The sequence below is a fragment of the Halobacillus litoralis genome (assembly GCF_009856355.1).
Taxonomy (GTDB): Bacteria; Bacillota; Bacilli; order Bacillales; family Halobacillaceae; genus Halobacillus; species Halobacillus litoralis_B.
In genome coordinates, this window is sequence record NZ_WMEW01000005.1 from 1 (window position 1) to 21,163 (window position 21,163).

Consider the following 21,163-nt stretch of genomic DNA (forward strand, 5'->3'; position numbering starts at 1 on the left):
TGATCTTCTTGACCAAGTTAGCTGAGGCCGTGCCCGCGGCAAGCATCCATCGACAAGCGATTCGTGAGAATCAACAACAACCTTTAACCACTTCTCTTGATAGGAAAAGGAGTTTTTCAGTGGCCACGTAAACAAACAGGGATTTCTATACAAGCTGGCGTCATCCATAGAGGGTGACGTTTTTTTTTTGATCCTTTTGTTAGTGAGGGAGAAGAGTGATCTGGATTTCATCGGAGTCCGACGTTTTCCGGTTATTTCCCAACACCAGTTTCGTTTGAAGAACGTAGGAGATATCCGGGGAAGTCTGATCCATGTCTTCAGGCAGTACGAAATGGAAAGGGTATTGGGTTTCCTCGTTGGAATCGAGTTCTCTATTCATCAAGATTGTCGTAATGGGTTGAATGAAAGCCGGTTTTCTTCCTGTCTCCCTTTTAAATAAGTCGCACTCCAGACGTTGAATCGTCTGGTGGGTAAGTCCCCCTTTGACGTGAAACGAGCCTTTAACTGAATCTCCAGGTTTAAATTGGTGTCCTGATAAGACCAGGTCCACTTTAGGAAAGCCGGTTTTAACCCAGCTGAAGAGTTTGGCAAGCATAGGATGTGTGCTCCTTTATAATCAGAATGAATGACTCAGCTTTGATATAGGAAGAAAGACATTTTGACGAGAACCTCTCTGAAGGAAGAGGTGCCTGCTGAATTTAGCTGTCTACACTTGTATAATATTCCAACCTTATAGAGTCGTCAATCTTTTATTCTATTCTTCTTTGATTCCCTTTGGCAGGGTTATAGTTGTTGGAAAATTATGATAAAGTATAGGACAGGAGGGGTTTTAAATGCACGTGAATCATTTATTTTCCTATCTATTTTCAAGTAAAAAAACATTGTTGTACACCACATTCCTGAGGAAAGATTATTTCAGGGCGGCTGCCGTGCTTACTCAATCAGGGGTGGATTATAGAACCGCTGTAATTCATCATAAGCCTGTCATCCGGGAAGTACCTGGTTCAGACGGCTTGACGAGTGAATACCGTTTTTATGTACGTAAAAACGATTATCACCAGGCAGACAGCATGGTTTCCTCTCAAATATAAGAAAAGACAGGGAATATCAAACGGATGGCGGACGGGGGACCGATATGGAGTTTGAGGAACTGAATACAAAGCGGTTGTGTCTTGTCGAAATACACGACGGATATATTGATGAGTATTTCGATATCATGTCCAGAGATGAAGTAACCAGGTATAGTGGGATGCCTTCTCTTACCCACCGGGATCAGGCTGATGGTATGATTCAGACGTTTAAGGAACAATTTCAGTCTGAAAAGGCTGTACGTTGGGGGATCGTGCTTAGAGAAAACGAAGCGTTTATCGGTACGGTGGGGCTTCATCATTTAACTCTTTGGGGGAGAAAAGCTGAAATAGGGTATGAACTTCATCCCGATTTTTGGAAAAGAGGACTGATCATGGAATCTGTTTCCCGCGTTCTCGCTTATGCTTTTGAAACTTTGGGATTGTTCCGGGTGGGAGCCGTTACCTTCCCGGCAAATATCCCTTCCTACCATGTGCTGGAAAACACAGGGTTTAAAAGGGAAGGCCTGTTAAGAGGCTACTTGTTCCAAAATGGGGAGAACCACGATGCTTATATGTATTCCATACTGCGCACTGAATTCAATAAACATCACAACAGGGATGTGTAACCAATGAGAAAAGGGAAATTTTTATTATGGATCGCTGGTATCGGACTCGTCTTTGGGGGAGGGTATGCAACAGCGTTGGTTTTAGGAGATCATCCTTCGTATACGCTGACGACTTTAAAAGCTGGCGGCGAACCGGAAATGGCTGCCACCCTTCATGATGAGGAGCATCAGGCTGAACTTGATACAATGCTTAATATTCTGCTTCATCAAAAACCTTTGGAAGGAGCATCTGTCGACGTGGACAATCCTGATATTTCTTTGGAACTGATCAGTCCGGAGCGTTCCGTCGGTATTCTGGATGCAAGGATTTGGTTTGAAAAGGATACCGCTGTGCTTGGAATCCGGAGCGGTCAGACGTGGAACAGTATCCGGTATTCTGAGCTTTCAAAGAATGATGCGGAGTATATCCAGTCCATTGTGTATGCAGAGTAAACGACCGTCTGTATAGTAAGCGCTTTACTAAACTGGATGTCATTTTTGCGGAGAGGGCACAGATGCCCTCTCCTTTTTTTGATGACAGAGGAATGCCTCTGTTAGAATTGGCCGTTATACCAGCGGAAATAGTCCAATTGAAAGGAAAGGACAATCAACACACCGAGCACAGCAAACATAACCAAAGGAAAGACCCAGTCACGTCCTGTGATTTTCATAGGTCTGTAGTACGTCCGGGTGCGTTCACCTGTAAACCCTTTGGACTCCATGGCTGCAGCCGTGCGTTCTGCCTTCCTTACAGCTCCAGCCAGCAGGGGGATGGCATAGCGTTTCAGCTGTTTGAATCTTCCTTTGATAGAGTTGGCTTCTGTGACCCCTCGGATGCGGTGGGCTGCTCGGATTTGATCGAATTCTTCTTTCATCATAGGCAGAAAGCGGTAGCCGGCCATGAGTCCATAAGCAAGCTTAGGTGGAAGCTTCAGCTGCTGGATGAGACTTAATATGAAATGCACCATATTTGTGGTGAACACAAATAGTAGAGATAAAGCAGCAAAAGCCATCACACGGAAGGAAAGCGCCAGAGCCGTCAATACATCCTCTTTCGGGAAAAGGAAACCTGCCAGCGGGATAGTCTCCTCAGGCTGGGAGGGCGTGTCAGCAAAGGCAATAGTCGTCCACAGCATCCCAAAGGCAAACAGTGTAAAAGCTGACAAGTAAAGGGCATACACCCGTTTCCGGAACCGGCCGAAAACGAGTGTTACGGTAATCGTAAATAGTGTGAAGACGAGAGGCGTTACAGGATCAAACAAACAGGCAAGCACAAAGACAAGTCCGACAACCGTGCAGGCTTTCATAGCAGGATTAAGAGTATGAAGAAACATGATAACGGCTCCTCTCTGTTAATAATCGATACAATTGAACGGGGAGGGGAGGTTCGATATGCCAGTCAGAAAGGTGCTCATGCATCCACAACTGCTCAGGAAGGCCGTCAAAAGCGATTCTTCCTTTATCCATAACGATGACTCTTGTAGCATATCGGTGAACAAGTTCCATATCATGTGTGATCATAAACAGAGAAGTGTCTTGTTGGAAACGTTCTTCAAGAAGCTCCATAAGTTGCTGGGTAGAAGCGGCATCCTGACCAAATGTAGGTTCATCCAAGAAGAGAACGGACTGATTTTCCACCATCATAGTGGCTGCGCTTAATCGGCGTTTCTGCCCCTGACTCAATTGATAGGGGGGATGCCTGTCTAATCCATCCAGTCCGCAGAGAGAGAGCATATTCTTAACCCGGCGGTTTATTTCCAATCCAGCAGTTCCCTGCTGCCGTAGACTGAAAGCAATTTCCTCAAAGGTTTCATACGTTACAAATTGATGCTCGGGGTTTTGAAATACGTACCCTGATTCTTTCCTTAAACGATCGGGTGTCCATTTTTTCATCGGTTTCTCTTTCAGATGAACCATACCGCTGTCCGGCTTCGTTATGCCGGCCATTATTTTGGATAAGCTGGTTTTCCCACTTCCATTTGCGCCTACTACGGCGATCCATTCCCCTTCATAGAGAGAAAAGCTGATATCCTTTAAAATATCTTTCCATTGGACATCGGCCGCCTCCATTATCTTCTTCCCATATGGCCGTCGGGGACGATCGACTGATGGAAGCCGGACGTTCTGATCAGCAAGCTTTTCAAGGGTGAACGGATAGGGAGGAGGGACGTCTTCCTCCAGACTATATTGAATGGGATAGGGGAGCCGGATGCCCTGGTCATGGATGATATGGGCCTGCTTATTCATCACGTCATGTAATGGGCCCGTAGTAAGTACACCTCCATCCGCACGAAGAACAATAACGTGAGAAAGAAGTTCCATCCACCCTTCCAGTCTGTGTTCGATGACAACAATGGTGAGGCTTCTCTTTCTTTTGATTGAAGTCAGCACTTCGATGAATTCTCCGGCTGCCCGTGGATCTAAATTGGCTGTCGGCTCGTCCAAAAGAAGGATGTCGGGCTCCATTACCAGCACACAGGCAAGGGCGAGCTTCTGTTTCTGCCCTCCGGATAACTGATGGATCATGGACGTTTTTTTATCAAGTAAATTCACTTGTTCAAGGACCTCATTTATTCTCGGTTCCATTTCTTCGGCAGGTATACGAAGGTTTTCCAACCCGAAAGCTATTTCATCTTCCACCGTAAGCATACAGAATTGAGTTTCGGGATCCTGGAAGACACTTCCGACGGTCTCAGCCAGTTCCCCGGGCTTAAAATCATCCGTTGACCGGCCGTGAATATAAACATGGCCGGTCATTTCTCCATCCAGGTTCTCAGGGTAAAGCCCGTTCAAGCATTGGACAAGAGAGCTTTTCCCTGATCCGCTGGGCCCCAGGATGAGCGTGTCCTGTTCCCTGGCAATGGATAGTGTGATATCCCTCAAAACGGTTCTTCCACTTTCTTCATACGTCAGTGACAAGTTTTCCAATTGGACAGCTGTCTTCATCAGGAGGCACGCTTCTTTCTTAACTCCCGGCCGAGAGCAAAGCTGGAAAGGACGCCCGTTCTTGCAAGTCCGTCGGCGACGGCTTTACCGAATACACCGGAAATCAAAGCACCGCTGATCATCCGGATAATAAGCATGGCGGCAACGTATCCACCGCTTAATGCGGCATATCCAGACTGAAAATACCCCCATATGAAGCTGAAAACGGCAGCCATGATACCGGCAAGCATGAGCACGGAGAGGTGATAAGACCGATAGCGTGTCAAAGCAAAGGCACTTTCAGCTCCAAGACCCTGGACCATTCCCGTCACAATTAATAGAGGGCCGGAAGCATTTCCGAGCAGGACTTCAATAGTAGCTGCTATTGTTTCAGACAGAAAAGCTGCACCGGGCCGGCGTAAAATATAAGCAGCAATGATGGAAACGATAAACCAGATTCCAAAGATGAAGTCATAACCGATGGGGCCGAATAACCCTGAGAGAAGTTTGCCAACAGGGAGAAAGGCCAGGTATACGACGGCAAATACGACAGACAACGCAGAAAGGACCACAATTTCTTTGAGTTTCCAGTTTTTCATGACTCAACCTCCTTGGTGGAAGGACTGTTTACTGACACCGTTACGGTCATGACGGTGTGAGAGGAACCTGAGGCTTCCGTTGCGCGGAAAACGTCTTCCAAACCTTTGAAAACCGTGTGGGTATCTCCATCCAGCCGTGTAGAATAATGGGCAGGAGTGACTTGAACGCCTTTTGATTTCATCGCTTCAATCTGCGTGTATATCGTATCCATGTAGCTCCCACCCCCCATTGGGTAAAGGGAGAATTTGGCTGATAAATGCTGGTGGATGAACCGGGAGGAGTCTTCGTTCATCCGGTCTAAAGACTCGTCTGGACAGGTATCACCGTTGGAGTCTCCAGGGCAGCCGATGGAATAAGTAGCTTGAAGGGCCGCATGAACCCCGGATTTCGAAACTTGAAGGAGAATGGCCTTCGTGACATCGAAAATATGTTCCAGCCGTCCGCGTATGGTCGTTGTAACATCATCGGTATCAAGCCACACTTTAGACGTATCGACCATATTCAAGCTGTCCAGGATAATCTCCGCAAAATCTTCACTCATCGGATGGATAGAAAACGAACATCCAGCAATTTTTGACGTACCACAAACGTGATTCATATACGATTCCTCCTTTATTTAACACAAAAAAAACTGCATCCCGGGGGAATGCAGTCCGTTGATCCATAAAAAAACCTGTCAAGGTCTGTTTGATAGAACGGCTGCACTTCCCCACGCTAGTATTACCTAGTTCGGGTGCCAAGGGTCGGATTTTCCTCTCAGCCGCGTACAGCAGCTCCCCCAGTGCCTCATATGTATACAGTTTCTTGTATTGATACCATCGTAGCGGAAGTGCGTAAGTTTGTAAACGTTAATTCTCCTTTTCATAAGATTGAGCAGGGAACTTCATTTTCAAAATCTTCCAATCGTGATAAGCTGAGGGTATTAAAAGGGCGGCCGGACTTTTGGAATAGCCGTTACTATAAGTGGAAAAGGAAAAATCGCAGCAAAGAGCACGTCGAGGGAAAGGGGAGAGAGGTATGAACAAGCACATGGAACGGACAAGCAGGTGGCTCAAGCGGCATGCACGTCCTTTGGAAGCAGCAAGGTGGGAGGCACTGTTTGAAAAGGGTTCAAAACCAAAAGTCCTCGAATATTTGAAAGCGTTTCAAAATGAGGATGGAGGGTTTGGACACGGAATCGAACCGGATTTTCAACTTCCTGATTCATCACCGATGGCTGCGTGGGCAGCATCACAGGTGCTGACTGAATTGAATGTATCTTCTAAAGAGCCGCTGCTTCAGCAGATGGTTTCCTACCTGCTGCGAACCTATGATCATCACACAGGGATGTGGCCGTCGGTAATTCCTGAGGTTAACCAGTATCCTCATGCTCCCTGGTGGACGTGGAGGGAAGGGGTTCAGTCCAACTGGATGTTCAATCCGGGAGCGGAAATAGCCGGCTTTCTCATCGAATGTTCCCAAGCGAATACGGAAGCCTGGAGCACGGGTGTGGAAAGTGCAGGGAAAGCTCTCCAGCATTTGATGAATGCTCATGAAATGGACTTCCACGAATGGCAGTGTTATCAGAATCTATGGATCTCCTTAAATAGGAATGCAGAGCAGGTCCAAGGTCATCTCCCTTATTCGATCCAACAGGTACAAGCCCATCTTCTGTCGTTAGGAGAAGAATGTTTGATCATGGACCCATCCGAGTGGGGGAACGGGTACGGTGCACTTCCGACAGATATTATCTCATCCCCGCAGCACCCGTTATATTCTCAATATAAGCCTCTGGTTCTGGAAAACCTCCGTTACTTTCTAAGAACATTAAAAGAGGAAGGGGTCTGGGATATCTCCTGGGACTGGGGAGGCGGTTCGAAGGCTTTTGCGATTGCAGAACAGCAGTGGAAAGGAATCACAGCCGTGCATCGCTGGAAGAAAATCAATGCTTTTCAAGAAGAATGGTGAATAAAGAAAAAAGAGTGATGGGCACATTTTTCGAATGAACCTCGATTTAAAGGAGATCACCCCGGGGTTGAAGCAGATGCTTCTGACTACGCTTGCCGCTGAGGCTCCTTTTCCAGAAAAATAAATGGAATAAAGAAAACCGGGATACATGCGGCATGTATCCCGGTTATATTTATGGTTTAAACAATCTCAATTTTACATTGTCTTCATTCTGAGAGCAGTCCAGGTAAGGAAGTTTTTCATAAGGATAGTACCGAACGGATGTCGGAGTCATTTCAAGCAGGCCGAACAATTCCTTCATATCGGTAAGCCGGTTCAATTGAATGAGCGTATCTTTTCCTGCGAACGATTGAAATCTTGCAGACGTAAATCCTTCTTCCTTGATAAAGTCAAGAATGTCCATTTATTAGTCTCCTTATAGCCGTAAGCGGGTTGGACATGTGCTCATTATATTTTTATAGAGATGACCGACGGTGTAACCTGTCGGCTGTTATTCTACAATAACAAATATATAGGGAAATAGCCAACTTTTCCGGTCTGAGTATTGTTTTTTTACTATAAAAATGAAAAAGTCACGTATCCAAAGATACGTGACTTTTATTTAATAATAAGGCGAAATCATTAAATACACGATTACACCAGTCAAACTGACATAAAGCCAGATCGGCATCGTCCACCGGGCGATTTTCCTATGTTTATCCACCTTCATCGCAAGACCTCTGAAAAGTGTTAACAGGGCCAGGGGTACGATTAGAGCAGCCAGGACAATGTGGGTGATTAAAATAAAGTAATAAATTCCCGCCATCAGACCTTCACCGCCGAAGGATGTGGATTCAGACATGGAATGGTACGTAAGATACGTAACTAAAAATAAGGCGGTTGTCGTAAAAGCAGCAAAAATGAACCGTTTATGCCACGTAACGTTTTTTCGGATAATCATAAATAAAGCGGCGCTCAGAAAGACAAACGTAAATGAATTGAAGACGGCATTGAGTAATGGAAGCAGCGTAATATCGAAGCTGGTTTCGCTTCCGATTTCCGGAAGAAACAACAGAGCGACTACAATCGCATTGATAGCGATGGAAAGTCCCACCACCCATGGTACATAGTTAAAATCTTTTTTTATTTCCAAAGTAAAAACCCCATCTCAAAATAGACTGCAAAATTAGTATATAAAAATTCCGCTTGAAAATCATCTCATAATGTCGAACGTTAACGAAACTGTCACTTGATTGTGTGATGGAGGGCATAACAATGGGCTGACCTTATCACGGAAGACTCCATAGGATAGGTACAAGGAGGGAAGAATATGCACCCAAAGTACCTGTTTTTGAAATTCCTGGGGTTTGGTGGAGAACTGATTTTCTCCGGGATATTGGCAGCCCTGTACACCCACCTGCAGGACACGGGGAGGGGATTTGACCCCAACCCTGTATTCTGGCAGTCCTTCATCATCATCCATCTGACATTGTTAGTCGTCCTGCCATTGTTCCTGCAGGGCAGAACGGTAGGTATGCTGCTCACAAATATGTCCGTCTCATCGACCGATGGAGGGAAACCGAATGGACTGCAGCTCCTAATAAGGGCGGTTCTCGGGTTCGGTCCTGTCCTCTTGACCAATGGCTGGTGGCTGCTGGTATCTGTGGGAACATCCATCCTGGACAAAAAAGGACGGAGCTGGGGAGAGGTGATCTCTTTCACAACGATGCAACCAAAAGAAACGAAAGAGGAGTGACTGCCCTCTGCTCCCAAGTAAAAACCGGTTCCTGCTAAGAAACCGGTTCTATTTATTCTTTTGAATCTTCCAGGATCCGCTGGAGACTCTGCTGCTGTGTTTTTATAGATTCCAGTGTGTCAACGACTATTCTTTCATAGATCGATAAGATGAGCTGTCCGTATTGACCGCCGGGTACAGCCCACTTTCCGTTCAACCCGCTCCATGTAACTGCGCTTCCCCGGGTAACGAGACCAAAGCGTGGATCGACCTCTGTCAACCCTTGAGGGATCGCATCGGTGGATGCATAGGCAAATAAATGCTGAATTTGCGCATGCACCCCTTCTTCAGGTGTTGAAAAGGACGCCCCGGCAGCTCCTCCACCTACAGCGCCGATCCCTGCAAAGTTATTCTGTTCCCTTTGTACATCTCCAGTGAAACGGAAGTAGTTGGTCTCGTGAACAGCCTGGGCAAAGGCAATATCCCCACGAATACCGTAGAGATTTCCGTATTTCACATAATACTTTCCAAGCTCTGGTGCAACCGGATAAACCGACCGGGCAAATTGATCAAGCTGACAACCGCTCATCAGACTCTCCCCAAGAATCGTCCATCGGTCCTCCGTCTCTTCAGGTGGAGGTGGTACAGGGGAACCCGCCCAAAGGAAGGCATCCATGATCCCGTACGGTTTTAATTGATTTACGAGGGCACGGGCATGTTTCACTTCTTTAAAAGCTCCAGTCTGCACACGATAATACGTCAGTCCTCCCAATTCTATAGTTGTTATAAACGAAGGAAATCCGGCGGCAGTAAGGCTGCTAACCCTTTTTTCCGCATGGTTCCTGTCTCTGAATGATCCGGCAATCACCCGGTACAAGTCATTACCAGGATCGGGGGATTCCGAACTATCTGATCCAGTGAGAATATAAGCGTCTGCAATACCTGCTTTTTGTAATTGTTCTACCTGTGCTTTTGCATGGGACTCTTTGGAGAAGGCTCCTGTTTGCACACGGTAATAGGCCTCTCCTCCAATGACAGCAGGAACGATGAACGCGGCGGTTCCACTTTGGGATAGAAATTCGATTCTTTGTTCAGCGTTTTCCCGGCTTCGAAAAGCTCCAGCCATAACTTTGTATAAGGTCGAGGTGTGAGAAGGAGCGGCACCGGCCAGTCTCGGCAGCTGCAGGGCTTTTGCTGTTCCTTCTCCGATGGCTGTGGATATGTCATTAATGAAAGAGGAATTTCTAAGCAGAGCCAGGTCGTCCGGGTGATCGACAAACAGAATTTCAAGTAAAAGAGAACTCATATCGGTTGTGCGGGTGACGAACAAATCGGCACGTTTCATTCCGCGGTTGCTCACTCCGTATTTTGAAGCCGTTTGATAGACTGTCGTATGGATGATGGATTGATAAGCCTGCGTATCCGGGGCAAGGCTCCCATTATAAATATAACTTTCAAAGCCTCTTCCACCCGCGGCATTATTATGAATGGATAGAAAAAAATCAGCGTCTCCGGCATTGGCAAGAGTCGTCCGCCGGTTCAAGGAAACCGTTTGATCCGAGCTCCTTGTCATGACGACCTCAGCTTCATAATTCTGGGTGAGGTACCGCTGGACATTAAGGGCGATGGAAAGGTTGAAGGTCTTTTCCTGGTACCCCATATAGACGGCGCCGGGGTCTGTACCTCCATGACCCGGGTCAATGACTATTGTCTTCATATGAATCTTTCTCCTCTCACGATACTCTTTTAGTATATGAGTCTTTCTGGATACTTGTATAGATGAATGAAGGAAAGAGAATATACAGCCGGATGAAACACATGCTTTAGCTGACTTGTGCTTGTATTGTATAATATTAAAATGACGTGCAAAGGAGGAGACTCATGGATCCACTGGATATTGTAGGTAACTTACATAAAATTAAACCCGTTTTTCAACCCATTGTCAGTGCCATTAATCATGATGTGATTGGATATGAGGTGCTGGCCCGGTATAAAGAAAATCAGACGTGGGAGAGTCTTGGTCCATTTTTCCACGATACGGATGTCCCGGAGGAATTCAAGGTGGAGGTGGATCAAGTTGTCCTGAGTCAGGCTGTTCATATGATGATGGCTGATGGGAAAGAAGGACTGCTGTTTATTAACCGTAATGCTAAGCAGCTCATGGTGAACAACGGGGATGATCTGCTGCAGTCGCTGCTTCACTTCAAGGAGCAGGGATTTGACTTGAGTCGTATTGTTATTGAAGTAACCGAACATGATTTTGACGAAGACTTTGAAACGTTGAACCATCTCCTGCTTTATTTCAAGACGTACGGTATCCAGATAGCAGTGGATCATGTCGGAGCTAAAAGCTCAAACATCGACCGGATCCGGCTGCTGGAACCTCATATTTTAAAAATTGATACAGGGATTATCCGCAGACAGGATGGCGACGCGTTCCAGGATATCATGTACTCATTATCCATGCTCGCGCACCGGATTGGAGCCGCACTGTTATTTGAAAATATTGAAGATGATTTCCAGCTGTACTTTGCCTGGAAACACGGCAGCCGCTTTTACCAGGGGTATTACCTCGCTCACCCTTCCTTTGATCCTGTCGGCAAGAGTTCACTGGCTGTCGATATTAAAGAACGAATGAGCGGATATGTCCAGCGGGAGAAACGGCTGCTGCAAGATCGTCAGCAGTATGTAAAGCACTGGGAGGCAAAAGTAAGACAGCTGCTGCCGAGATGGGAAGGTCCTAAGAAATCGGATGCGTTTATAGATGGTGTGACCGAACAGTTCCACAACGAAAGCTTCCGGATGTTTATCTGCCATATGGACGGCCAGCAGGTATCCTCCAACTTCCGTAAAAAAGACGAGGACTGGTTTGTGGAATCAGATAAGAGAGGATCCAACTGGGCTTTTCGTCCATACTTTCTGGAGAATGTGATGAAGATGAAAGAATCCCATGCGGGACTTCTTTCTGACCTTTATTCTGATATTGAAACCAAAGAAATGGTCCGCACATTCAGCTTCCCGTTAACTGAGCAGCATTTTCTTTTCATTGATCTGCGCTACGCGTATTTGTATGATCACGAATGTCTGCTCGCCTGAAGGGGAGTATATCAGTCAAACGATTTTTAAGGCGGCCTGCAGATCACGGAAACGTGGCTCTGCAGGCCATTTTTTGCCTGCGTCTGTCCTCTTGTTCCAAAGAAGGGTTTACATGAATGTCTATTGAATAAAGTAAGACAGGAGGGATGCAGATGAAAGTGAGAGCATTGGAAGATATCCTTGGGTCCAGCAGAGAAGTGAAGGGGGAAAACTGGACAAGCCGGCGTTTGATTGTTGCTGAGGACCATATGGGCTGTTCCGTCCATGACACGCTGATCCGGGGCGGGACTGAAACGAAAATGTGGTATAAGCACCATCTTGAATCTGTTTATTGTATAGAGGGGGAAGGGGAGGTCATCACACTTTCTGACCAAAGCGTATGGCCCATCCGGGAAAATACCTTATACGCATTGGATCAGCATGATGAACATGTGCTGCGTGCTTTCACTGATATGCGGATGATCTGTGTCTTTAACCCCCCTTTACATGGAGATGAAAAACACGATGCAGACGGGACGTATCCTATGAGACCGTAACTGAAATCGGCCGCTGTTATATAGTCTGCGCTCATCCATTTCCCAGTCCGCCCAAGTAGGGCTCCCGGCCATCATGACAACAGATTTTTGCTTGTCTATGGCCATCGGTCTCTCAGTGATCAGCCTCGGTGTCGGTTTGTATTCCGGGCTTCGGAGGTGGAAGGCCGAAAATTATGATTACCGTATGACTGCAGCGGGTCAAGGGCCTGCGGCTTCATAAAAAAGAAAGAGAGCACGAAGAAGAGTGGAAGACAGCTGGAGGCTTTCTTCCACTTTTGTCAGAGTCACTTCCGCATCAATGTAAATAACTTTTCAATTTGGTTAACAATTTGGTATTCTATGATTAGGAAGAGGAGGGGAACCGTGGATCCTATACATATTGATGTTCCGTATGTCCTGCATACCAAACGCCTCATCCTTAGGAGACCGGAGGCTGGAGACGGTGGGATGATCAATGAGGCGGTCCACCGATCAGAACAGCAGCTGAAGCCGTGGCTTCCTTTTGTACAGGAAATGCCTTCGATTGAAGATACAGAAAGCAGCACCAGACAGGCCCACACAGATTTTACGGCAAGAAAAAAACTCCGTTACCTCGTTTTTCATAAGAAGAAAGGGGATTTTATCGGATCAACGGGACTGCACAATATCGACTGGGAGGTCGGGAAATTCGAAGTCGGTTACTGGATTGACACGAAATGGAGCGGTCATGGATACATGCGGGAATCGGTTCGTGAACTAACTCGCCTTGCTCTTGAGGATCTCGGTGGAGCACGGGTGGAAATCCGGTGTGAAAGGGCACATGAAAAAAGCAGAAGGATTCCTGAACAATTAGGCTATCAGCTTGAAGGAATCTTACGTATGGAGGACCTTTCTGTTGATGGAAGACATCTGACCGATACATGCATATACGCTAAAGTTCAAGAACGGAGGAAGAAGCATGGTTGACGTGACGATCGTCGGAGCTGGTGTAGCTGGAACATTTCTGGCCCACACCCTCATCGAGAATCATCCCGGTCTTCAAGTGAAAATGGTAGACTTGGGAAAGCCTTTGAAAGAGAGGCATTGTGCGCGTGAGTATGGGCAGCCCTGCACGTGTTCCGGTGAATGTGATCAGTACATAGGTTTTGGTGGTCTGGGAAAATCAGAGGGTAAATTCAACTTCACCCATGATTTCGGTGGAGAGCTGTCACGCAAAATTGGCGAGAAGGAAACCGATCGTCTTATGGAAAAGGTGGATCATATCCTGGTGGAGCATGGGGGCGGCCGGGTGCAGACCTATTCGACCGATAACGACCAGGTGAAAGAAAGGGCAGCGGCCGGGGACTTGAAGGTATTAACGACAGAAGTCCGGCACCTCGGCTCATCTCTGGCCCGGGAGGTATTTCAAAGTCTCTATGAACACATGGAGAATCAGCTGTCCTTTTCTTTCAATACCCGGGTCCAGTCCATCACACCATCGGGTTACGGCTTCCGTGTTCTCACGGATGGTGAAGAATTCTATAGTCGGAAGATTGTGCTCGCGACAGGCAACAGCGGCCGGGAGTGGTTTTCAAGCATAGCAGAGTCGATGAATATCAAGCCGAAGGATACCCGTCTGGATCTGGGTGTCCGGGTGGAGATGCGTGGCGGACAGCTGGATGCTCTGCTGAAGGAAACGTTTGAAACAAAACTGTTAAAGAAAACAAACCGTTACACAGCCTACACGTACTGTATGAACCCAAAAGGGCGGATCATTCGGAAGCATCAGCATGGGCTCGTCATGCCGGATGGACAAAACTCCCGTGAACAGGGTGTGCCGGGGGAAAATGTGAATTTCACTTTGTTTGTACCTCGATACTTTCCGGATCAATGGAAGGCCATGGAGGAAGCGGAGCGGATCATAGGGGGCATCAATCGGTCGGGCGATCGGATTGTCGTCCAGCGTCTGGAAGATTTTAAATCGGGAAGGGACACGACGTCCCTTCATACAAACAGAATTTCCCCTTCTCTTGATGCTGAGAAAGGTTCACTGCGTGAGGAAGTCCCAAGTGTTTATATGGATGCTCTTACAGAGTTTTTGACCTCTCTTGAAAAAGCGCTCGGGGAACCGGTGGATCCGGATACTTTATTATATGGACTGGATGCTAAATTTTACGAACCGGTCATTCCAACAAATGAGACTTTTGAAACGAACGTTCCAGGGTTGTTTCTGGCGGGAGACTGTTCATCTGTCACTCATTCCTTATCCCAGGCGGCGGCCAGCGGGATTTATGTAGGAGAGATTATAGAAGGAAAAGGATAACCGCAGGCGCGGTTATCCTTTTTCAATCTGAAACATTGCTTTTTCCACTTGTTCAGCTTCCATCACATTCATTAAGCGGATGGATTCCCCCGGCTTTACAGCATGTTCGGCTGTAATGGAGATGGCTTCTTCCTTGTTGTTCAAATTGAAATCATTGAGAGTGACTGGAAGTTCCATTTCCTGATAATAGGGAGTGAGGGCTTCTATCTCATCGAAACGGCCTTCCAGAGCAAGCTGGACGAGAATTCCATAGGCTACTTTTTCACCATGAAGAAAGGCGTGGGTGGCAGGTACTTGGGTCAACCCGTTATGTATCGAGTGCGCGCCTGCGATTCTTCCATAGCTGTCACCGTAACCCCCGACCATACCGCCAGCCATAATAATGGTTTCCACAACTCTCATAAAGGCAGGGACGACCGCCTGCTGCCGGACGGCTTCCACGGCCGCTTTTCCATCCTGTATAAGAACGTCCCTGCATAATTTTGCTGCATGCAGAGCAATGTCAACAGCGATAGGTTTAGAAGCAAGAGACCTTGTGAGCACATCTGCTTCGTACCATTTGGCGAGTGTATCTCCGATGCCGGCCCTAAAATACGGTTCCGGCGCGCGGACGAGCAGTTCCGGTTCTACAAGCAGCATCCACGTACTTCGTGGATAAATGATATATTCTTCAAAGTTCCCTTCATTATCGTAAAAGACACTGAGAGGCGTCCATGGCGCACAGTTGGAGGCCAATGTAGGTATGAGCACCACAGGAATATGCAGACGATCGGCACAGGCTTTTCCGAGGTCAAGCACTTTTCCACCACCGATGCTGATGAGAACATCACGATCCTGAAGGGATTCACTCAAGCGCGCCACTTCTTCGTGGGAACATTCCCCATGATATTGTTCAAATCGGACCGGAATGGTCAGATCTGGAAAATAGGGTTCCGCAGCTTTCCATGATTGTTCTCCGTGTATGACTCCTGCCTTTGTGAACGATTGATCTGCCAGCCATTCGGGCAGCTCTTTAAGAACTCCTGATTCGGCTTTATAAATGGCTGGTGCTCCTTGAACGGTTACGTTTTTCATATGTGATCACCCCTGAAAATGATATAGCCATCATTATCCAGATGACAGAATAATATGTCAATAAGAAAACCGGGAGAAGCTCTCCCGGTTTTGTATCTCAGCGGTTTCGGAATTCCTGAAGGATGTTAAGTCCTGTTGTGACGGCCTGACTCATGGCAGAGCCCCCTCCATAAGCAGCGGAAACACCCATCGATTCATAAATTTCCTTGTCAGTACATTCCGCTTCTACGCATTGATCCATATGATAGGCAATACTTGCTTCATCGCCCTCTTTCACACTGATGGCAAGGGCCATCAAATGCTTCGTACCTTTCTTTAGTTCCCCATCCTCAAAAAAAGAGCCGGTGAAGTGGTTGTATTCCTTTGTCGCCTCCGGCAGGTGCTCCGTTAAGGTCTCAATACCATTTCTATATTCCTTCAGTAGTTCTTCTCCTCGCTGTGTCATTCAATCACTCTCCCTTTTCTTTGATATTCCTTCTATTCCTTCCCCTTCCAGTGGATTAAACGGTGGGATGGGTTACTTGGCACATTCCGGTTATTAATGAAATGTTGAGAAAATTGTTTACAAACAGATAATAATGCGTTAAAGTTGTAAATCATAAACGAATAGCAACAACTAATTCTTATCAAGAGTGACTGAGGGAAAGGCCCGGAGACGTCACAGCAACCTTCCATGTGGAGTGGTGCTAAATCCGCCGGAATAATAAATTCTGGAAGATAAGAGTTTGGCTGATAGTTATGCGAAACTCTCTTCTTGATAAGGAAGAGAGTTTTTTTTATTAAGTAAAGGAGGATTGTTATGATATCCATCCAGGAGCTCAGCAAAATTTACACATCCAAGAACAGACAAGTGATCGGGGTGGACGAGGTTTCACTGGATATTCAGGAAGGTGAAATTTATGGAATTGTAGGATACAGCGGAGCCGGGAAAAGTACACTTCTCCGGTGTATGAATATATTGGAACGCCCCACATCCGGGAAGGTTTACATTGATGGAATCGATCTCCTTTCCTTGTCCAAAAAGGACCTCAGAAAAGCGCGCCAGTCCATAGGTATGATCTTTCAGGGATTCCACCTTGCCATGGGGAAAACCGTTTTGGAAAACGTGGCGTTTGCCCTGAAGGCAGCTGGTAAACCAAAGCAGGAGCGGCACGACCGTGCGCATCGGCTTCTTGAACTCGTCGGTCTAAGCGATAAAGCTGATCAGTACCCGGCCCAATTGAGCGGCGGACAGAAACAGAGGGTCAGTATTGCCCGTGCGCTTGCCAACGATCCTAAAGTGCTGCTGTGTGATGAAGCGACTTCAGCGCTCGACCCGAATACGACGCAGTCTATCCTGAAGCTCTTAAAAAAGATCAATCGTGAACTGGGGCTTACCATCGTACTCATCACACACGAAATGGAGGTTGTAAAAGAGATCTGCGACCGCTGTGCCGTCATGGAAGATGGAAGGATAGTGGAGCAGGGGGCAGCCTACGAAATCTTCGCTTCTCCCCAAAATGCTTTGACGAAGCGGTTTATCCGAACCGTGATTGATTTTCATGTGCCGGAAGAGCTGTTGAAAAACAGCCGGGGTACGATTGTTCAAATGAAATTTACCGGAGGAAAGGCCGGTGATACCGTAGTGTCGGATCTGCTTCAAAATTATAAAATCAAAGGAAATATCCTGCATGGAAATGTTGATTACATACAGGAAAAGGCACTTGGTACGTTTGTGATGGAATTAACAGGTGAATCGAATGAAGTCGACAGAGCTGTAGAAAGTCTGCGGACGATACTGGATGAAGTGGAGGTGCTGAATCATGATCGAACAGCTGATCAACCTGTGGCCCGAGCTGAATAAATCATTTATCGAAACATTGATCATGGTGGGGATCGGGCTCGGGGTAGCTGTGATTGCCGGTCTTCCCCTGGGACTGCTGCTTTTCGTCACCGACCGTGACTTATTTTTGGAAAACAAGTGGATTAAAGGGGCTGTAGGTATTTTTGTAAACCTTGTCCGTTCTATTCCATTCATTATCCTGCTTGTGTTCTTATTCCCATTTACTAATTTTCTTTTAGGCACGACAACAGGACCGATTGCTGCCTCCGTTGCTTTGTCGGCAGCTGCGATCCCATTTTATGCAAGAATTGTAGAATCATCCGCCAGGGATATTGATAAAGGTGTCATAGAAGCGGCAATTGCTTGTGGAGCTTCTCCATGGCTGATTATTAAAGATATCATCTTCCCGGAAATCAAGCCGGGTTTGATCAGCGGCTTAACTATAACGGCGATCAGCCTGATCGGCTATTCTGCAATGGCCGGTGCTATTGGCGGCGGAGGTATCGGAGACCTGGCTATCCGGTACGGCTATTACCGTTATGATAATTTTGTCATGTTTACAACGGTTATTGTGCTGATCGTCCTTGTTCAGGTTGTCCAGTACGCAGGAGATTTCCTGGCCAAGACAGTGAAAAAGAGTTAATTCAAGAGAAATCAATGTTCAGGAGGACGATAAAATGAAAAAAATCATTACCCTTTTTGCTGCATTAACCATCATGACTTTCCTTTCGGCTTGTGGAGGCAGCGAAGAGAATGCAGATGCAGAAGAGAAGAAAACCATCCGTTTTGGAGCAACTTCCGGCCCATACAGTGATATGGTGAACGAAGCGATCGCCCCGCTGTTGGAGGAAAAAGGATATGAAGTAACCAATAAAGAATTTACAGACTATGTACAGCCCAACAAGGCGTTGGCTAATGGAGATCTGGATGCCAACCTGTTCCAGCATAAAATTTATCTGGAGTCCTTTGCCGAAGAACATAACCTGGATTTGTCCGAGGTGATTATTGTTCCAACAGCTCCTATGGGGATTTATTCCAATGATTATGAGGACATTGAAAGTGTTGAAACAGGCAGTACGATGGGGATTCCCAATGACCCGACCAACCTGGCCCGTGCACTGACCATTCTTGAGGATGAAGGTCTTGTCACGTTGAAGGAGGATGTGGATCCTCTTCGTGCGTCCCTGAATGATATTACAGAAAATCCAAAAGACATCGAATTCGTTGAGGTGGAAGCAGGCCAGCTGCCACGTCTGGTGGACAGTGAAGACCTTTCCATGGTGCCTGGTAACTATGCTCTTGCTGCTGAGATGGACTTGTTAAGTGCTCTTGCCCTTGAGGATATGCCTGATGATTACAGAAACCGAGTAGCTGTGAAGACCGAAGATCTGGATGCACAGTTTACAAAGGATATTAAGGAAGTTGTGGAGTCGGAAGAGTTTGAGGAAATCATGGATGAAAAGTTTGAAGGCTTTGGTAAGCCTCAATGGATGAAAGAAAAAGAATAAGGACGGCGCCGTCTTCCCTGGGAAGGCGGCTTTTTTCAGGTGCACAGCAGGTTGAATAGGTACAAAGGCATGTGACCAGTGCTGGACCGCATGTCGGCTGGAATCAGAGGAGTTTTTTCTGCATAGAGCTTATGATGAAGATAAGACAGGGAAGAGGGAACAGATTGGGAAATGGTTCTATTTTTCCTGCTGGAGTGAAACGTATAGTTTTATCATCCGTATGAAGAAGTAGAAAGGGTGGGGAGCGCATGACGTTTGTCATTAAAGTAGAAAGTCTGTCCAAAAATTTCGGCCGTGTGCAGGCTGTCAAAGGAGTCTCCTTTTCTGTTGAGAAGGGGGAAATATTCGGAATCATCGGACCGAACGGGGCAGGAAAAACGACCACACTGGAAATGATTGAAGGGATATTAAAGCCTGACAGCGGAAGCATTGATGTTTTAGGTTTGACGCCGAACCGGCAGCTCCAACAGCTGAATCAGCAGATCGGGGTGCAATTTCAGTCGGCATCCATTCAAAAAAAGATGAAGGTGAAAGAAGCACTGGATCTATTTGCTGCTTTTTACCCCGGGGAGGCCCGGAAAGCCCAACTTGTAGAGATGCTGGGTCTGGAGGAGAAAATGAATGTACGATTTGAAAATTTGTCAGGCGGGTGGAAACAACGGGTAACTCTTGCTCTGGCTACTCTTCATCAGCCGGAAATCGTTTTTCTCGATGAACCGAGTATGGGACTGGACCCCCACGCCCGCAGGGAGTTGTGGACGTTGATACGCAAATTGAGAGACCAGGGGAGCACCATTGTATTAACGACGCATTATATGGAAGAAGCCGAACAGCTCTGTGACCGGGTAGCAATGATCTACAGCGGTGAATTGAGGGCTCTGGACCGTCCGTCTGCCCTCCTGGAGAAGAGCGGAGGCCAGTTGATCACGTTTCAAAGCAGGGATATTCCCTATGTTAAGCTTCGATCCATACCTGGAGTCGTCAAGGTTGATAAAGAGGATGATACGTTCAAGGTTTATAGTGATGATCTGCAGCTGACCAGTTATCATATTTTCACCTATTGTCATCAGGAGAACTTGTCCTTAATGCATTTCCAATTTGCTAAAGGGACATTGGAAGATCTATTCGTCCATTACTTGGAAAAGGAGGAAGCCGAATGATTGTCGTCTGGAAGCTTGCTCAGTTGGAAACGAAAATGTTTTTCCGTGATCGTCTCAGCGTGTTCTGGACCTTTTTATTTCCAGTAGTGATGATTTGGCTGTTCGGATCCATGTTTGGAAATAATATAGAAGGAAATTTCTCTTTTGCAGCCTTATTCATCCCCTCCTGGATCGGGGTGAATATCGTAACCACATCCTTTTTCACCCTGGGAACAGTACTTGCCAGCTACAGAGAAACCGGAGTTCTGCGCAGGTATCAGTCCACACCATTGCAGCCGTGGAAGATTCTGGCGGCTCATACCGTGCAGGGGACAGTGATTTTCCTATGTTCTGCTTTACTTCTTCTGGTATTCGGAATGCTGATGTACGACCTTGAAATTCCCGTTTACGCTGGAAGTACTTTAGCCGCTCTTTTTCTCAGCATTGCAGCTTTTTTTCCTTTTGCTCTTCTCATTACATCATTGGCTAAGAATACACAGTCTGCGGCGGCCATCAGTTCTTTATTTTTGAATTTGATGATCTTCTTGTCAGGAGCGACCTTTCCACTGGAAATGATGCCGGAAGTTCTTCAATACACGGCGAAAATACTTCCGCTTTATTACGTCATTGAACTTTTGAGGGGGACGTGGAACGAAGCACCCATTTTTGAATATGGATTCGAAGTGTTTGTATTGATCGGCATTTCCGTATTTTCTACAATATTAGCCGCCAGGTTTTTCCGTTGGAGTGATAGATAGGGAAGGGGCAGGGAAATGCAGGTTCCCAATGGCGATTCTTGGAACAGACACTGATATTTTCAACCAGCGCAGTGTTTAAAAGAGCTGT

General features: G+C 46.7%; 25 protein-coding genes and 2 riboswitches. Of the genes, 15 read left to right on the plus strand and 10 right to left on the minus strand.

Annotated features, from left to right (window positions below; translation table 11 throughout):
- Positions 1–199: 199 nt before the first annotated feature.
- A complete protein-coding gene (locus GLV97_RS08655; protein ID WP_160835918.1) occupies positions 200–595 on the minus strand; it encodes a sporulation protein in 396 nt (131 codons plus the stop codon).
- Positions 596–833: 238 nt separating this feature from the next.
- On the opposite strand from GLV97_RS08655, the gene GLV97_RS08660 reads away from it, so the two are divergent.
- Genes GLV97_RS08660 through GLV97_RS08670 form a run of 3 tightly spaced genes read left to right on the plus strand, consistent with a single transcriptional unit; the run spans position 834 to position 2,128 of the window.
- Entirely contained in the window at positions 834–1,091 is a 258-nt protein-coding gene (locus GLV97_RS08660) for a hypothetical protein (protein ID WP_160889509.1), read from the plus strand.
- 44 nt (positions 1,092–1,135) lie between these two features.
- Positions 1,136–1,696, plus strand: coding sequence for a GNAT family N-acetyltransferase (locus GLV97_RS08665; protein WP_160889510.1), 561 nt, complete (start codon positions 1,136–1,138; stop codon positions 1,694–1,696).
- Between the two features lie 3 nt (positions 1,697–1,699).
- Positions 1,700–2,128 (plus strand): hypothetical protein, encoded by a 429-nt coding sequence (locus GLV97_RS08670; protein ID WP_160889511.1) that lies wholly within the window; start codon positions 1,700–1,702, stop codon positions 2,126–2,128.
- 101 nt (positions 2,129–2,229) lie between these two features.
- Here the strand turns inward: GLV97_RS08670 and GLV97_RS08675 are convergent, their stop codons facing one another.
- From GLV97_RS08675 to GLV97_RS08690, 4 genes are read right to left on the minus strand one after another with little or no spacing between them, the layout of a single operon-like run.
- Positions 2,230–3,009, minus strand: coding sequence for an energy-coupling factor transporter transmembrane component T family protein (locus GLV97_RS08675; RefSeq protein ID WP_160889512.1), 780 nt, complete (start codon positions 3,007–3,009; stop codon positions 2,230–2,232).
- Complete coding sequence (locus GLV97_RS08680) at positions 2,990–4,621, minus strand: ABC transporter ATP-binding protein (protein WP_160889513.1); 1,632 nt, start codon at positions 4,619–4,621, stop codon at positions 2,990–2,992. The genes GLV97_RS08675 and GLV97_RS08680 overlap by 20 nt, the downstream gene beginning before the upstream one ends.
- Complete coding sequence (locus tag GLV97_RS08685; protein ID WP_160835912.1) at positions 4,621–5,199, minus strand: ECF transporter S component; 579 nt, start codon at positions 5,197–5,199, stop codon at positions 4,621–4,623. The genes GLV97_RS08680 and GLV97_RS08685 overlap by 1 nt, the downstream gene beginning before the upstream one ends.
- Positions 5,196–5,798 (minus strand): YkoF family thiamine/hydroxymethylpyrimidine-binding protein, encoded by a 603-nt coding sequence (locus tag GLV97_RS08690; RefSeq protein ID WP_160889514.1) that lies wholly within the window; start codon positions 5,796–5,798, stop codon positions 5,196–5,198. The genes GLV97_RS08685 and GLV97_RS08690 overlap by 4 nt, the downstream gene beginning before the upstream one ends.
- A gap of 91 nt (positions 5,799–5,889) precedes the next feature.
- A riboswitch (TPP riboswitch) is annotated at positions 5,890–5,990 on the minus strand.
- Between the two features lie 227 nt (positions 5,991–6,217).
- Between GLV97_RS08690 and GLV97_RS08695 the strand changes: the two genes are divergently transcribed.
- Complete coding sequence (locus GLV97_RS08695) at positions 6,218–7,147, plus strand: hypothetical protein (protein ID WP_160889515.1); 930 nt, start codon at positions 6,218–6,220, stop codon at positions 7,145–7,147.
- 172 nt (positions 7,148–7,319) lie between these two features.
- Here GLV97_RS08695 and GLV97_RS08700 read toward each other — a convergent pair whose 3' ends face one another.
- Together GLV97_RS08700 and GLV97_RS08705 are read right to left on the minus strand one after the other, a co-directional pair.
- The gene (locus GLV97_RS08700; RefSeq protein WP_160835907.1) at positions 7,320–7,550 is read right to left on the minus strand and encodes a hypothetical protein; all 231 of its coding nucleotides are present in this window, start codon (positions 7,548–7,550) and stop codon (positions 7,320–7,322) included.
- A gap of 198 nt (positions 7,551–7,748) precedes the next feature.
- Positions 7,749–8,279 carry a DUF420 domain-containing protein gene (locus GLV97_RS08705; RefSeq protein WP_160835906.1) on the minus strand — a complete coding sequence of 177 codons (531 nt, stop codon included), beginning with the start codon at positions 8,277–8,279 and terminating at the stop codon, positions 7,749–7,751.
- A 177-nt stretch (positions 8,280–8,456) separates the two neighbouring features.
- On the opposite strand from GLV97_RS08705, the gene GLV97_RS08710 reads away from it, so the two are divergent.
- A complete protein-coding gene (locus tag GLV97_RS08710) occupies positions 8,457–8,882 on the plus strand; it encodes an RDD family protein (protein WP_160835905.1) in 426 nt (141 codons plus the stop codon).
- Positions 8,883–8,934: 52 nt separating this feature from the next.
- On the opposite strand, the gene GLV97_RS19945 is transcribed toward GLV97_RS08710, so the two are convergent.
- Positions 8,935–10,578, minus strand: a complete 1,644-nt coding sequence (locus GLV97_RS19945) for an N-acetylmuramoyl-L-alanine amidase (protein WP_160889516.1) — start codon at positions 10,576–10,578, stop codon at positions 8,935–8,937.
- A 164-nt stretch (positions 10,579–10,742) separates the two neighbouring features.
- On the opposite strand from GLV97_RS19945, the gene GLV97_RS08720 reads away from it, so the two are divergent.
- From GLV97_RS08720 to GLV97_RS08740, 5 genes are all read left to right on the plus strand, one after another.
- Positions 10,743–11,957, plus strand: a complete 1,215-nt coding sequence (locus GLV97_RS08720) for an EAL domain-containing protein (protein ID WP_160835903.1) — start codon at positions 10,743–10,745, stop codon at positions 11,955–11,957.
- Between the two features lie 152 nt (positions 11,958–12,109).
- Positions 12,110–12,493, plus strand: coding sequence for an ectoine synthase (locus tag GLV97_RS08725; protein ID WP_160835902.1), 384 nt, complete (start codon positions 12,110–12,112; stop codon positions 12,491–12,493).
- A gap of 73 nt (positions 12,494–12,566) precedes the next feature.
- A complete protein-coding gene (locus tag GLV97_RS08730; protein WP_160835901.1) occupies positions 12,567–12,713 on the plus strand; it encodes a hypothetical protein in 147 nt (48 codons plus the stop codon).
- Positions 12,714–12,856: 143 nt separating this feature from the next.
- Entirely contained in the window at positions 12,857–13,438 is a 582-nt protein-coding gene (locus GLV97_RS08735; RefSeq protein WP_160840400.1) for a GNAT family N-acetyltransferase, read from the plus strand.
- Positions 13,431–14,774 (plus strand): NAD(FAD)-utilizing dehydrogenase, encoded by a 1,344-nt coding sequence (locus GLV97_RS08740; protein ID WP_160840399.1) that lies wholly within the window; start codon positions 13,431–13,433, stop codon positions 14,772–14,774. Before GLV97_RS08735 ends, GLV97_RS08740 begins: the two co-directional genes overlap by 8 nt.
- 12 nt (positions 14,775–14,786) lie before the next feature.
- Here GLV97_RS08740 and GLV97_RS08745 read toward each other — a convergent pair whose 3' ends face one another.
- Together GLV97_RS08745 and GLV97_RS08750 are read right to left on the minus strand one after the other, a co-directional pair.
- A complete protein-coding gene (locus GLV97_RS08745; protein WP_160889517.1) occupies positions 14,787–15,848 on the minus strand; it encodes an iron-containing alcohol dehydrogenase family protein in 1,062 nt (353 codons plus the stop codon).
- 97 nt (positions 15,849–15,945) lie between these two features.
- A complete protein-coding gene (locus GLV97_RS08750; protein WP_160835897.1) occupies positions 15,946–16,293 on the minus strand; it encodes a carboxymuconolactone decarboxylase family protein in 348 nt (115 codons plus the stop codon).
- Between the two features lie 175 nt (positions 16,294–16,468).
- Positions 16,469–16,572: riboswitch (SAM riboswitch) on the plus strand.
- A 75-nt stretch (positions 16,573–16,647) separates the two neighbouring features.
- Between GLV97_RS08750 and GLV97_RS08755 the strand changes: the two genes are divergently transcribed.
- The 5 genes from GLV97_RS08755 to GLV97_RS08775 all read left to right on the plus strand — a co-directional run bounded on the left by GLV97_RS08755 (position 16,648) and on the right by GLV97_RS08775 (position 21,075).
- On the plus strand, positions 16,648–17,691 hold the full coding sequence (locus GLV97_RS08755; RefSeq protein ID WP_160840397.1) for a methionine ABC transporter ATP-binding protein: 1,044 nt from the start codon (positions 16,648–16,650) through the stop codon (positions 17,689–17,691).
- Complete coding sequence (locus tag GLV97_RS08760; protein WP_202409580.1) at positions 17,651–18,313, plus strand: methionine ABC transporter permease; 663 nt, start codon at positions 17,651–17,653, stop codon at positions 18,311–18,313. The genes GLV97_RS08755 and GLV97_RS08760 overlap by 41 nt, the downstream gene beginning before the upstream one ends.
- Before the next feature lie 34 nt (positions 18,314–18,347).
- Entirely contained in the window at positions 18,348–19,178 is an 831-nt protein-coding gene (locus GLV97_RS08765; protein WP_160889518.1) for a MetQ/NlpA family ABC transporter substrate-binding protein, read from the plus strand.
- 248 nt (positions 19,179–19,426) lie between these two features.
- A complete protein-coding gene (locus tag GLV97_RS08770; protein ID WP_160835894.1) occupies positions 19,427–20,338 on the plus strand; it encodes an ABC transporter ATP-binding protein in 912 nt (303 codons plus the stop codon).
- Positions 20,335–21,075, plus strand: a complete 741-nt coding sequence (locus GLV97_RS08775; RefSeq protein ID WP_160840394.1) for an ABC transporter permease — start codon at positions 20,335–20,337, stop codon at positions 21,073–21,075. The genes GLV97_RS08770 and GLV97_RS08775 overlap by 4 nt, the downstream gene beginning before the upstream one ends.
- The last annotated feature ends 88 nt before the right edge of the window (positions 21,076–21,163 follow it).

Bases quoted from the DNA above. Each gene is read 5' to 3' on its own strand.
- GLV97_RS08655 (WP_160835918.1), bottom strand. From the start codon at position 595: ATGCTTGCCAAACTCTTCAGCTGGGTTAAAACCGGCTTTCCTAAAGTG.
- GLV97_RS08660 (WP_160889509.1), top strand. From the start codon at position 834: ATGCACGTGAATCATTTATTTTCCTATCTATTTTCAAGTAAAAAAACA.
- GLV97_RS08665 (WP_160889510.1), top strand. From the start codon at position 1,136: ATGGAGTTTGAGGAACTGAATACAAAGCGGTTGTGTCTTGTCGAAATA.
- GLV97_RS08670 (WP_160889511.1), top strand. From the start codon at position 1,700: ATGAGAAAAGGGAAATTTTTATTATGGATCGCTGGTATCGGACTCGTC.
- GLV97_RS08675 (WP_160889512.1), bottom strand. From the start codon at position 3,009: ATGTTTCTTCATACTCTTAATCCTGCTATGAAAGCCTGCACGGTTGTC.
- GLV97_RS08680 (WP_160889513.1), bottom strand. From the start codon at position 4,621: ATGAAGACAGCTGTCCAATTGGAAAACTTGTCACTGACGTATGAAGAA.
- GLV97_RS08685 (WP_160835912.1), bottom strand. From the start codon at position 5,199: ATGAAAAACTGGAAACTCAAAGAAATTGTGGTCCTTTCTGCGTTGTCT.
- GLV97_RS08690 (WP_160889514.1), bottom strand. From the start codon at position 5,798: ATGAATCACGTTTGTGGTACGTCAAAAATTGCTGGATGTTCGTTTTCT.
- GLV97_RS08695 (WP_160889515.1), top strand. From the start codon at position 6,218: ATGAACAAGCACATGGAACGGACAAGCAGGTGGCTCAAGCGGCATGCA.
- GLV97_RS08700 (WP_160835907.1), bottom strand. From the start codon at position 7,550: ATGGACATTCTTGACTTTATCAAGGAAGAAGGATTTACGTCTGCAAGA.
- GLV97_RS08710 (WP_160835905.1), top strand. From the start codon at position 8,457: ATGCACCCAAAGTACCTGTTTTTGAAATTCCTGGGGTTTGGTGGAGAA.
- GLV97_RS19945 (WP_160889516.1), bottom strand. From the start codon at position 10,578: ATGAAGACAATAGTCATTGACCCGGGTCATGGAGGTACAGACCCCGGC.
- GLV97_RS08720 (WP_160835903.1), top strand. From the start codon at position 10,743: ATGGATCCACTGGATATTGTAGGTAACTTACATAAAATTAAACCCGTT.
- GLV97_RS08725 (WP_160835902.1), top strand. From the start codon at position 12,110: ATGAAAGTGAGAGCATTGGAAGATATCCTTGGGTCCAGCAGAGAAGTG.
- GLV97_RS08730 (WP_160835901.1), top strand. From the start codon at position 12,567: ATGACAACAGATTTTTGCTTGTCTATGGCCATCGGTCTCTCAGTGATC.
- GLV97_RS08740 (WP_160840399.1), top strand. From the start codon at position 13,431: ATGGTTGACGTGACGATCGTCGGAGCTGGTGTAGCTGGAACATTTCTG.
- GLV97_RS08745 (WP_160889517.1), bottom strand. From the start codon at position 15,848: ATGAAAAACGTAACCGTTCAAGGAGCACCAGCCATTTATAAAGCCGAA.
- GLV97_RS08750 (WP_160835897.1), bottom strand. From the start codon at position 16,293: ATGACACAGCGAGGAGAAGAACTACTGAAGGAATATAGAAATGGTATT.
- GLV97_RS08755 (WP_160840397.1), top strand. From the start codon at position 16,648: ATGATATCCATCCAGGAGCTCAGCAAAATTTACACATCCAAGAACAGA.
- GLV97_RS08760 (WP_202409580.1), top strand. From the start codon at position 17,651: ATGATCGAACAGCTGATCAACCTGTGGCCCGAGCTGAATAAATCATTT.
- GLV97_RS08765 (WP_160889518.1), top strand. From the start codon at position 18,348: ATGAAAAAAATCATTACCCTTTTTGCTGCATTAACCATCATGACTTTC.
- GLV97_RS08770 (WP_160835894.1), top strand. From the start codon at position 19,427: ATGACGTTTGTCATTAAAGTAGAAAGTCTGTCCAAAAATTTCGGCCGT.
- GLV97_RS08775 (WP_160840394.1), top strand. From the start codon at position 20,335: ATGATTGTCGTCTGGAAGCTTGCTCAGTTGGAAACGAAAATGTTTTTC.